We start from the raw sequence: 11,746 nt of genomic DNA on the forward strand, positions 1-11,746 counted from the left end.
CGTCTGCCGTGGGAATCTGTACGAGACCATTTGAACCGTTAGTGTAGCGCCGTCATGGCGGTTATCCTAGCCTCGGTTGCCGGAAGACCAGTTACCGCCGATTTCTTGATTCGTTACCTCGTTAAATTCAATCCTTGTGAAGCATCGCAGTACCCGTGACGTCGTCGATGACCTACGCCAAGGCGGTCGATTGATCGAAATCCAAGACGAAGTGGACCCCCACCTCGAAATGGCGGAGATCCAACGACGGGTGTACGCCAGCGGCGGCCCAGGGTTGCTGTTCAACAACGTTCGTGGTTCACGATTTCCGGCAGCGTCGAATTTGTTTGCATCGATCGATCAAGCTCGATATTTGTTTCGCGATACGCTGGAGTCGGTCCGCCGGCTGATCGAAATCAAGTTGGACCCTTCGGCACTGCCCAAGCATCCCCTTCGATACGCGGGTGTCCCGCTGACGGCGCTCAGGATGCTGCCACGGTCGGTTCGCGGCGGCGCGGTGACCGCGAATCAGTGCAAGGTTTCTGAACTGCCCGCGATCCAATGTTGGCCAGACGACGGCGGCGCGTTCGTGACCCTACCACAAGTCTTAAGCGATGATCCCGATGCCACCGGTTCAGCGCAACAGCGTTTGATGCGAGTCAATTTGGGAATGTATCGCATTCAATTGGGCGGCAACGACTATCTGGCCGATCAGGAGATCGGACTGCACTACCAGATTCATCGCGGCATTGGCGTTCATCATCGCGCAGCCCTCGATCGCGGCGAGCCACTTCGCGTCTGTATCACGGTCGGCGGTTCGCCGGCGATGTCGCTTGCCGCGGTGATGCCACTGCCGGAGGGTTTGACGGAATTGACGTTCGGCGGCGCACTTGCCGGGCGACGGATCCCCATGATTGTCAACGCGAAGGCAAGGCAATCGCACGCCCCGATTTATGCCGACGCGGACTTTGCGATCGTCGGAACGATCGATCCGAACTCGACCAAACCCGAAGGCCCCTTCGGAGATCACTTGGGCTACTACAGCCTGCAACACCCGTTCCCTGTAATGCGGGTCGAGCATGTCTACCACCGTGACGGCGCGATATGGCCGTTCACGGTCGTCGGTCGACCGCCACAGGAAGACACGACGTTCGGACAATTGATTCACGAACTGACTGATCCCATCATTCCGTCCGTAATCCCGGGGGTCCAAGCGGTCCACGCCGTCGATGCGGCAGGCGTCCATCCGCTTTTATTTGCGATCGGAAGCGAACGGTACATGCCGTTCGTCAAGTCCGACGGTCCGCAAGAATTGCTGACCCAGGCCAACGCGATCTTGGGTAACGGTCAACTGTCGTTGGCAAAGTATTTATGGATCACGGATAACCCCGACGGCAAGCTGGACATTCATGGCGAAGAGGCGTTTTTCGCACACATGTTGAGCCGAGTGGATTGGCGGCGAGATCTGCATTTTCATACTCGGACGACCATCGACACACTCGACTATTCGGGAACCGGGCTGAACAAAGGTTCGAAATTGGTGATCGCCGCATCGGGACCACCGATCCGTGAATTGCCCGTAGAGATCCCTTCCGGCATCGACTTGCCCGACGGTTTCAAGAATCCTCGTGTCGTCGCGCCAGGAATTTTGGCGATTGAAGCTTTGCCCTGCAAAACCGAAACGGATCGCCAACGGCTCGTCGAATTCGTTTGCGCGTTCAAAGCATCTTCAGCGATCAACGCGTTTCCGTTGATCACACTGGTCGACGACAGCGAGTTCGCAGTGCGTCGGTTTGCGAACTGGTTGTGGGTCACGTTCACGCGAAGCAATCCGGCCGCTGATGTTGACGGCATCGGCGCAGGCGTGGTGCAAAAACACTTTGGCTGCGAAGGATCCCTGGTTATCGACGCGCGCACCAAACCTCATCATGCACCACCGTTGATCGAAGACCCACTCACGATCGCCAAAGTTGACGCCCGCGCCACTCGCGGCGATGCCCTCAGTCGCTATCTATAAACTATGCCAACACTCTCGGAACTTTTTGATTCCCCTTCGCCCGTCGCCCTGGTCACTGGGAGCGGTGCGCCTCGCGTCGGCCGAGCCATAGCCACGCATTTGGCATCGCTTGGCTGCCACATCGCAATGCATGCCAACACATCGGTTGACGAAGCCGAGGCCGCAGCGGTAACCATTCGCGAACAACATCAAGTCGAAGTCATCGTGACCGTTGGACCGCTTGATGACGATGAAGTTCCGTCTCGATTGGTTCGGCAAACGCATGAGCACTTCGGCCGACTGGACATTCTGGTCAACAGCGCCGCGATATGGCGGCCATCGAAGTTACAGAACATCACCGCCGATGAAATGCGCCGCTATTTCGACATCAACACCATTGCATCGTTCCTTTGCGCCCGAGCGGCGGCGGAGATCATGGCAAAACAAACGCGTGGTGGTTCGATCATCAACATCGGCGACTGGGCAACCGGTCGGCCCTACCTGGACCATGCGGCGTACTTTCCGAGCAAGGGTGCGTTGGAAGTGATGACCCGATCTTTGGCGGTCGAGTTTTCGCAGATGAATCCGTTGGTGCGTGTCAATTGCGTTCAACCGGGACCGGTGCTGTTGGACGATTCCGTGTCGGAAACAAAACGGACCAAGATCGCCACAAGCACGCTGGTCGGTCGCGTCGGCACGCCCCATCACGTTGCCCATGCGGTGCAGTTCCTTTGCGAAAACGACTTCGTCACCGGCGTCTGTTTGCCAGTCGACGGTGGCCGAGGCATCTATGCGCCCGACGGAATGCAGGTGGGATTGAACACGGGCTAGGATCGATCGCTAACCACGATCAAGTTTCAGTAAGCCGTGATCGGCCGGCTGGCGAAATCAGCGGACAAGTCCTCGATCGACTTGGCCTCCGTTGCAACCGTGCCGAACCTGGCAACGCACCCTGTCGCGATCCTGCCGTACTGTCTGCGCATCAATGCATCGGCGCCGTTGATCGTTGCCATGGCAAGCACGGCTTGCGGATCTAGATCGGGCCGATGATTCAAAAGAAACTGAACTTCGCGCCAAAGGTTCAAGTCCGGATTGCTTGCCCTCGAGTCCGTCCCCAATGCCACCGGGACTCCCGCCGCCAAACAGCGATCGACCGGATGCGGTGGATAGCCGAAAAACGCGTGAGTCCTTGGACAGTAGACGACTGTCATGTTGGAGTGTTTCGCGATCTCGCTGATCTCGTCGTCTTGTAAATCGTTACCGTGAACAACCAACGCACTCGGCGACTTGCGAAGCATTTCGATCAAATCGTGAAAGGGACGCTCGCCCCAAGGAAACTGTCCTTCCCGCCAGACTCCGATGGCTTTCAACGACTCGAAAAATGGTCCGCTACCGGCGATCAACAATTCTCGCTCGTCGGGCGATTCGGCGACATGCATGGCGACCGGCCGGTGACGCCGAACGGCTTCATCAACACAGGCGGCGATCGTTTCACGCGTCGTCGAATAGGGAGAATGCGGACTGATGCCGGCATTTTTATCCGCGTCGATGTGAGCATTGGCCGCACTCATTCGATCAACGCTTCGTGTCGCCGACAATCCAAGGACCTCTGCGAACGAGACTATTTCTGGCCCATCGTTGCACTCGGGATAGCGACATGGTGGCGTCGCGATGTCACCGATCAAAGTAACAGCGGATTCTTGGGACTCTCGGATGCCGCGTTCGATTGAATCGTCGCGATCGTGCAACGCTGCCTTGCGGCGCTGGTCGATCACCATCGCGATCCATGCCGAAAGTCGAATACCGGGGTGACCCACCGGTTGAACGAGGTCTGAGAACTCCAAATGCGTATGAGCGTTGACCAAACCGGGAAGGATCGCCGCATCACCAAGATCGATCGCGCCCGAAGGTACGGATTCACGAGATACTTCCACGATTCGATCCTGATCCACTCGGATCCAGCCACCTTCGATGGGTTCGTCAACCAAGGGCAGAATCCACCGGGCGGTCAGCACGAACGTTGGCTCAGTCAAAATACAAGTTCCTAAGTCGCGAAACCGGCTGCCGAGTTCGTTCTACGATCGACCAACGCGTTCACTCGCTCGCGTCAAAATTTCTTGACCACGCTGGGTTCAAGCATCAAGATAAGATATTGTTCGACGTCGACAGCGTGAACGTTTTTAAAGTTCTGTCCGACGTAGGGAATCTTGCCGAACATCGGCACCGGCGTCTCGCTTTGAATCTGCTTTGTCGAATGAAAATGCGGATCGATCAACAGCACCGACTGGTTCGGGACGACGTCCGAGGCTTGGGCGACGGTCGTCATATGACGCGGGAACTGAATCTCGATAGGCTCGTCGCCGTAGCCAAAAATGGATTCGCTGACCACGTCAAGGATGCGGCTACATTCGATGCGGGCCGTCACGCGAATCGAAGTCTCACCCGCAACGACATCCGCTCGCAAACGAAGATGAGTTCCTTCTTCAAAGACTTCGATCACGGGTTTGCGATCTTCCGCCGACCCTTGTACGTCAACGACGAACGGCCGTTGCGTCAGATCGTTCATCTCCGCTTCTTTGCCGTCCAACAGCATGGCCGATGGCGATCGCTGCATTGACGAAGCGGCGGCAACCGAAACGGCATCGATGATTAGTTTCGCATCCGTGGCATCCAACAAACAAACAGTCGCACCCGAGGGAACCGTGATTGTGTTGTCACACCCGTCGCGAGCCTCCAGCGACGAGACCGATTTCGAGCCGGGCAACTGTCGCGACGGTGGCCCCAGATGACGAGTCCGGCTAGGATCGAGTTGTCGATACATTTGTTGACGTGTTGCCGCATCGACCATTAAATAGCGAACGTTGATGCGTATTTGTGTCAACGGTTCCTTCGTCGTGAACCCATCATCCTTAAGCGTCATTGGCTTTGGCCGCGCCAACGAACGGTGACTGGCCGCTGTCGCAGAAATCGTCGCTGAAGTTGCGGGACGACCGAACGACTCGCCTTCACCGAGCAAATAGCCTTGTTCTTGGTTCTCGCCCGGATCGGAAATCGTTAATTGTCCCAAAGCGCATGGACCGATCAACGAGAACACGATGCCCGTGAATACGGCGATTGATTGTGCCATCATGCGTTTGTTCCTCGGAGCCAAGATCCGTCACCCTCATCGTGGGAGATAGCAAAATCGGCTAGTCGAGGCAATTGAAACCCAAGGGGGCATCAAGTTTCACACCGATCTCACGCCAGCAAACGAAACACGGGCGAGGCATGGTGACTCGGCCTATATTTCCATCCCAGCCAGCCTACCAACGCGTTCCAGCTCCTTCAGCACGGCGGTCGAGTTGGGGTAGCGATCGGCGGGTTTGATTTCGATCATGCGCATCACCAGATGGCTGAACCGTTCATCCGATCCGATTTGGAAGGTATAAGGCGCGGTTGGCTTCTCGCCCTTTAGGTTTGCAATCAATTGTGGAAGCGAGTTCGCAGCGTAGGGCGACCTCCCGGTCAACAACGCATACAACGTCGCTCCTAGACCGAACTGGTCCGAACGTTCGTCGACGTTCTCGACATCGAAAATCCGCTCGGGCGCCATATAGCCGAGGTCGCCGATCACATCACCGGGGCGTGTCAATTGCGCGGCATCGGTGGTCTCCAAGGCTCTCGCGAATATCAAATCGGAAAGCAAAAACGCTTTGTCGCTATCTCGTCGCAACAAATTCGACGGGGTGACATTTCGATGCACCACGTGATGTTGCCCAGCCTCCTCCAGGGCTCGTGAGATATCCACGCCGACTCGCCAAACCTGTTTCCAATCCAACATTCCCGAAATGCCGATGGAATCAATCAGCGCGGCAACGCTGCAACCGTCGACCCAATCCGTCGCCGCCCAACAATAGTTGCCACGTCGACCGGCCATGCGGAGCCGAACGATGTTGGGATGCTTGATCGGCATGACGGTTTGCATCGCGCGCGTGAATCGTTCTCGCTGCGGATCGGACGTTGCCATCTGAGGACGCAAGACTTTGATGGCGACAGGCCGATCGTGCTTCAAGTCCGTGCCACGATAAACGACACTGGTCGCGCTTTGCGAAACAATTTCGTCTACCTGAAATCGGTCCTGGAACGTTTGACCAACGAGATCGCGAAGCGATGAATCGACGGTCGGCTTGGGTTTGCCGGCAAGTTGTTCGATTCCCGGCAGTTTCATTTTTCCGGGCACCATGGTGGCGGCATCAAGCCCGCCATCGGATTCCAACCTCAAGTGTGAGTCGCCAATTTCAAAGATTGTCCCCAGGCTCATCGCCTTTTCGTTTTCAACCGCGCAACCATTGATATGTACACCACCCGCGCCACCTCGGTCGACCAAGAAAAAGTGCCCATCTCGCTGTTGCACTTCACAGTGAACGCGGCTGAGTCGAGGGTCCCGAATTTTCGTATCGCTGTCGCTACCGCGTCCAATAACGAGCGTTCCGTTATCTGGCAACGCGTACTTCCGGCCTGCATCCGGACCAGCGATGATATGCAGTTGAATGCTCACAGTTGGGTCTCGTCAGTATCTGGTTTCTCGTCGACACGCAGCCCGAACAAGCGTCGGTCGGCGTTCGACATGGGTTTGACAATTTGCTTTCTGGCAACGTCGATCAACTTATCCAAAATCGATCGATCCGATGCCGAAGCGTCTTCTAGTTCCGCGTACAGGTCGCTGCCCTCGACCACTTGAGATGTCTTTTTGCGTTCGGCGGCGGCATCACTGGGTTGCTGGCGCATCACTTCGTTTCTTAGGAAATCGAAAATGTTTTCCGGCAATTCCAAATCATTCGAAACGGACCACTTCGCCGCTTCCACCGCTAGCTCCATCGCTAAATCGGGGTGAGTGGGAGTTGCTTGCAGGTGCGCATCGACAATTCGGTCCATTTCGAATTGCTGGATGACTTTGATCGGATCCGTACCGGAAGGTGATACCGAACGGGTACGCAAGAATCGAGCAACGGTAATGCGTTCGCTCTTTAGTTGGGCTTCGACCTTGTCCAAGTCAATTTGAGTAGTTGCTAAATTGTCGCGCGTCCGCGTGAGCGACACGAACAGGAACAACATCATAGCGATCAGCGCCAACGCGCCGGTGCTCGAAACGCTGGCGACGAAGACATGACGTCGCAACAGAATTTGAAACCGATCAATCAGGCTAGGAGGCCTCGCCAAAATCGGCTCGCCTTTGAGGAAGCGATGAAGATCGTCGGCGAGATCCTTCGCGTGCGGATAGCGTTGCTTGGCATTCTTTCGCAAGCACTTCATAGCGATGGTCGACAGTTCGATGGGGACGCTGGCATTGAGCGCCCGCGGCGAAACCGGATCCTGCGTTAAAACCTGTGATACGACTTCGATTGGCGTCGCCGCCAAGAACGGAGGTCGACCGGTCAACATTGCAAACAATACCGCACCAATGCTGTAAACATCCGCCGCCGGTCCAAGCGGAACGCCGGCCATTCCCGCTTGCTCGGGCGGCATGTAGTGCGGCGTGCCGACCAACTCACCCGCCGTCGTCAATTCTGATGACGCCGACAAATCTTTGCAGACACCAAAGTCCGTGATATGGGGCTGTCCTTTTTCGTCGATCAAAATGTTTGCTGGCTTCAAATCACGATGGACGATGTGTCGATCGTGCGCGTGCGCCATCGCGTCGGAAATGGAGGCCGCTAGATTGGCCGCCTGGACCGGTTTGAGCGGCCCACTACGCAGTTCGTCGGAAAGGCTCTTGCCGTCGACATAGGCCATGGCAAAATAGGGATAGCCGTTCCAGTGCCCCGATTCGAATAAAGAAACGATCCCAGGATGATCCAAGGTCGCCGCTGCTTTCGCTTCGGTGTCGAACCGATCATGCGCGCGATCACCAGCCTCGTCGGGATCCAAGATCATCTTAATTGCGGCGAGTCGCCCCAGTCGCTGGTGCCGGGCGCGGTAGACGACGCCCATGCCGCCGCGAGCGATCTCGCCTAGCAATTCATACTGGCCAACAATCGAACCAATGGAAGCGAATCCACACGATGCACCGGATCGGTCTTCCGACGGACTATCCTCTTTCGGTCCGACGATGGTCGGTTGGTCGAGGTCATCATTGTCGATCGATTCATCCGGCACGTTTTAGATTCCCTCTACGGCTTGTTCATTGAGTCGGGTCTTCGAAAACGCGTGTGAGCCGCGAGCGTCATCATCCTACCGGATCACGATTGGGCGGCGCCCGGATGGCCGATCTCCGACGTAGCTTTGCGAAGATTTCGCTAAAAGCGACTGCATATTCATGCGTTTTTAAACCTTCGCTTGCACGCCCCCCGGAAGCTACTTCGTTCTAACGCTGTAAAGTGTGCGATCACTTCGGATCAGCAATCGATCGCCAACGATTGCCGGCGTGGCATTGAATCGTTCTGATTCGTCACCCAACTGGTTGGTCGCCAACTCGTGATACTCCGGCGATGCCGCGATGACCAAGATTCCTGCATCGCGTGTGGTCAAAAAAAGCTTCTGGCCATCACTCACAATCGATCCGTAAACTCGGCCACGTGTCGGCATTCGTTCGCGGAACATTTCTTCGCCATCGCTAGCCCGCAGACACAAAGCGATCGCTTTATCGTGCGACCAATACAAGTAATCTCCGACCAACACGGGGCTCGTCACATTGGCTCCACGCGGCACTTCCCAAACCAAATGACTTTGCGAGACGTCACCTTCGCCGCCCGATCGCAAGACAATCGTTGTGTTGCTGCGCCCGTAGCTGCAATACATCAGGCCACCGCTTGCGATCACACAGGGCACGACATAGTCGTCGAGACCATCGCACGACCATCGACGTTTACCGGTGTCAGGATCCAAACCAAGAATGGCCCCTTTTTGGTTAACGACCAAGTCCGTCTTTCCATCGGCACACGGCACCAACGTCGGCGTCGTCCATGCTCGATCGATTCCTTCGGTCCGCCATCGCACTTCGCCCGTTGCTTTGTCGATTCCATAAACGGCGCCGTCTTCGATTGACGCATTCATGATGACCAGATCCCGATAGACGATCGGGCTGGCAGCAGCGCCGAATCCGGCGGTATTGGTTCCAACGCTGCATCTCCACAAGGGCTCGCCTTCGTGAGAGAAGGCGACCACTCCCGACGGACCAAAAGAGGCGTAGACCGCCTCGGCGTCGACACAAGGCGTTGGCGACGCGTAGCCGTGTTCGGTGACTCGTTTCGACGCTTTCTGTTCTTCCTCCGATGGCGCGATCTCCTTATCCCAAATCAATTGTCCGTCATCCAGTGAGAAACACAGCACGTGCAACTGCAACTGGGACCGATCACCGGGATCATCGTCGGTCATCGCGTAACCGGTAAAGGAAGTCAGGTAAATTCGATTTTCGAAGACCACGGGACTGCTGGATCCTTTCCCAGGCAGCGATGTTTTCCATTCCAAATTCTCGGTATCGCTCCATTTCGTTGGCAAGTCGGCCAAGGACACGCCGCGCCCACCGGCGCCTCGGAATCGAGCCCAACCTTGATCCGCGACATCGTCGGCAGAAGTCTTGTCGGTTTGAGCAACAGCCATGACGATGAAGAACAAACAAACGATCGTGTAACGCATCATCGAGACCCAGAGTGCCGCGTGTAGAAAAGTGTTGCGAAGTCGAACACGTCAAAACTTCGCCACAGTGCGGTTCGGTTTCGCCATGCCTCGCCAAGCATTCTATACGAGACGCGTGGGCAGGGTTCGAGCAGAAGTCGAAGAAGGGATCGCTCGGACGGTAACTTCGCTCACGAAGCACCGGAACATCCGTTGGCGTCGTCGCCGACCGCCGGGCTCTGACGCGACCGCGTCAGAGCTAGTCTGTGTTCCGTCTAGATGACCGTATCGGTCAGCCTTGGGGAAACTATTCCTTGGGAAGCAAAACGGCATCGATCACGTGGATCAAGCCGTTGCTGCATTCGATGTCGGTCTTCACAACTTTGGCGTTATTGACCATGACAGCGCCACCCTCTTGAGTGATGGTGACGTCGGTGCCCTGAAGCGTTTTGGCCGAGTCCAACTGCAAAACCTTGGCGGCAGGAACCGAACCGCTGACGACGTGGTACTTCAGAATCGCAACCAGCTTGTCCTTATTTTCTGGCTTCAGCAGCGATTCAACCGTTCCCTTGGGCAGCTTCTCGAACGCAGCATCGGTGGGCGCGAACACGGTCAGTGGGCCTTCGCCGCTGAGGGCTTCGACCAGTCCGGCCGCCTTCGCGGCAGCGACCAGCGTGTTGAACTTGGCGGCGATCGCGGTTTCGACGATCGTCTTCTCGGCCGTCGCAGTTGCTTCATCTGCACGGGCGAACAGGGGTGCGACTAGCAAAGTCGCGAGGGACAGCATGGCGATGGCGGTGCGTTTCATGGGATTCTCCAAAATGGAATCGCGGTGAGGTTGTCGCCGTTGGCACTGGTCGGGAGGGTTCCCGACAGCCTTTGGCGACCAGAAAATTGGTTCGACGGACTGTACAAGCTCGGTAAGGAGCAATTTTTTCAAAAAACCGACGTTGTCGGGATAACGGTGCCGAAACCCTGAACCGAATCAATGGTTCAAACAAAACACTTGGCGAAATCGCTGCCGGTTCGAACCAACCTTTGGCGAACGGTTTCCGACCGCCCTTTTCTTGCTCCATTCGAATCCCTTTCGCACCGAGAACGATAGTTATGAGAGTTTCATTCGCGTCCCTTCGGCTGATGGCCGTTGTATTGATTTCCGCAGGCCTGACCGTCGCGGCGGTTTCCGCCCAAGACGGCAATCGGCAACGCGGAGGTGGCGGTGGCGGTGGTTTCGGCGGACGCCCCGGTGGCGGTGGTGGTGGCGGCGGAATGGGTGGTGATCCTACATTCACGTTGCTCCGAGTCGACGAAGTGCGAACGGAACTCGAAATTTCGCCCGATCAAGAAGAAGCCCTCAAAAAGCTCGGCGAACAGATGCGTCCAACACGTCCCGAGGGAGTCGACTTTCGTTCAATGAGCGAGGAAGACCGCACGAAATTTTTCGCCAAGATGCAAAAAGAGTCTTCGGAAAAAATGGCGGAGATGAAACTGCAACTCGATGAAGTTCTGTTCCCCGAACAAATGGAACGTCTCAAAGAGATCTCGCTGCAAGCCCAGGGAGCTCAAGCGCTCGGCGACCCCGAGGTCGTTAGCGAATTGAAGATCAGCGACACGCAAAAAAAGGAACTGGACGAAGTCCGTGAGTCGCTGCGTGAAGAGATGACGACAAAGATGCGAGAACTGTTCAGCAACCGCGATGGCAACTCGGACATGCGAGAGCAAATGACGAAGATGCGTTCGGATATGGACGAGAAAATTTTCGCCGTTCTAACGCCAGCACAGAAAACTCAGTTCGAAGAAATGAAGGGCGAAAAGTTTGACTTGCCCGACGGTGCACTGGGCGGCGGCCGCGGTGGCCCCGGTGGTGGTGGTGACCGCGGCGGCGATCGAGGTCGTGCCGGTGGTGACCGAGGGCGACCCGGCGGCGACCGTGGTGGCCGACCTAGTCGCGACACGTCGAACGAATAGTCAGCGGCGTTAGGACACCAATCCGGCAAGATAAAATGCCGGGACTCGCACTCGTAACCGAACTCACCAGAGTTCGGTTTTTCTTAGGCGGACGAAAGTCTGGCGATAAGAGCCGAAGATTGGGCTGCGATCGAACGACGAAGAAGTACTCGGGTTGCGGCGAAGCGCTCCGTCGCACCGATAGGGACAAACTCCGCGTGGGGTTTGTCC

At 56.5% G+C, this 11,746-nt stretch carries 9 protein-coding genes; 3 read left to right on the plus strand and 6 right to left on the minus strand.

Going from position 1 to position 11,746, the window contains the following annotated elements; translation table 11 throughout:
* The first annotated feature begins 136 nt into the window (after positions 1 to 136).
* The gene (locus Poly51_RS11500) at positions 137 to 1,996 is read left to right on the plus strand and encodes a UbiD family decarboxylase (protein WP_146457592.1); all 1,860 of its coding nucleotides are present in this window, start codon (positions 137 to 139) and stop codon (positions 1,994 to 1,996) included.
* Positions 1,997 to 1,999: 3 nt separating this feature from the next.
* Positions 2,000 to 2,806, plus strand: coding sequence for an SDR family NAD(P)-dependent oxidoreductase (locus tag Poly51_RS11505; RefSeq protein ID WP_146457594.1), 807 nt, complete (start codon positions 2,000 to 2,002; stop codon positions 2,804 to 2,806).
* 26 nt (positions 2,807 to 2,832) lie between these two features.
* On the opposite strand, the gene Poly51_RS11510 is transcribed toward Poly51_RS11505, so the two are convergent.
* From Poly51_RS11510 to Poly51_RS11535, 6 genes are all read right to left on the minus strand, one after another.
* Positions 2,833 to 4,008: an amidohydrolase family protein gene (locus tag Poly51_RS11510; RefSeq protein ID WP_246114428.1), complete on the minus strand. Its 1,176-nt coding sequence runs from the start codon at positions 4,006 to 4,008 to the stop codon at positions 2,833 to 2,835.
* 74 nt (positions 4,009 to 4,082) lie between these two features.
* Positions 4,083 to 5,105 carry a type II and III secretion system protein gene (locus tag Poly51_RS11515; protein WP_146457596.1) on the minus strand — a complete coding sequence of 341 codons (1,023 nt, stop codon included), beginning with the start codon at positions 5,103 to 5,105 and terminating at the stop codon, positions 4,083 to 4,085.
* A gap of 150 nt (positions 5,106 to 5,255) precedes the next feature.
* Positions 5,256 to 6,512, minus strand: coding sequence for an FHA domain-containing serine/threonine-protein kinase (locus tag Poly51_RS11520; protein ID WP_146457598.1), 1,257 nt, complete (start codon positions 6,510 to 6,512; stop codon positions 5,256 to 5,258).
* Positions 6,509 to 8,110 carry a serine/threonine protein kinase gene (locus Poly51_RS11525; RefSeq protein WP_146457601.1) on the minus strand — a complete coding sequence of 534 codons (1,602 nt, stop codon included), beginning with the start codon at positions 8,108 to 8,110 and terminating at the stop codon, positions 6,509 to 6,511. The genes Poly51_RS11520 and Poly51_RS11525 overlap by 4 nt, the downstream gene beginning before the upstream one ends.
* A 198-nt stretch (positions 8,111 to 8,308) precedes the next feature.
* Entirely contained in the window at positions 8,309 to 9,592 is a 1,284-nt protein-coding gene (locus Poly51_RS11530; protein WP_146457603.1) for an outer membrane protein assembly factor BamB family protein, read from the minus strand.
* A gap of 283 nt (positions 9,593 to 9,875) precedes the next feature.
* A complete protein-coding gene (locus tag Poly51_RS11535; protein WP_146457605.1) occupies positions 9,876 to 10,376 on the minus strand; it encodes a fasciclin domain-containing protein in 501 nt (166 codons plus the stop codon).
* 299 nt (positions 10,377 to 10,675) lie between these two features.
* Between Poly51_RS11535 and Poly51_RS11545 the strand changes: the two genes are divergently transcribed.
* Positions 10,676 to 11,536 (plus strand): Spy/CpxP family protein refolding chaperone, encoded by an 861-nt coding sequence (locus Poly51_RS11545; RefSeq protein WP_186775490.1) that lies wholly within the window; start codon positions 10,676 to 10,678, stop codon positions 11,534 to 11,536.
* Positions 11,537 to 11,746: the final 210 nt, after the last annotated feature.

The organism is Rubripirellula tenax, assembly GCF_007860125.1.
Taxonomy (GTDB): domain Bacteria; phylum Planctomycetota; class Planctomycetia; order Pirellulales; family Pirellulaceae; genus Rubripirellula; species Rubripirellula tenax.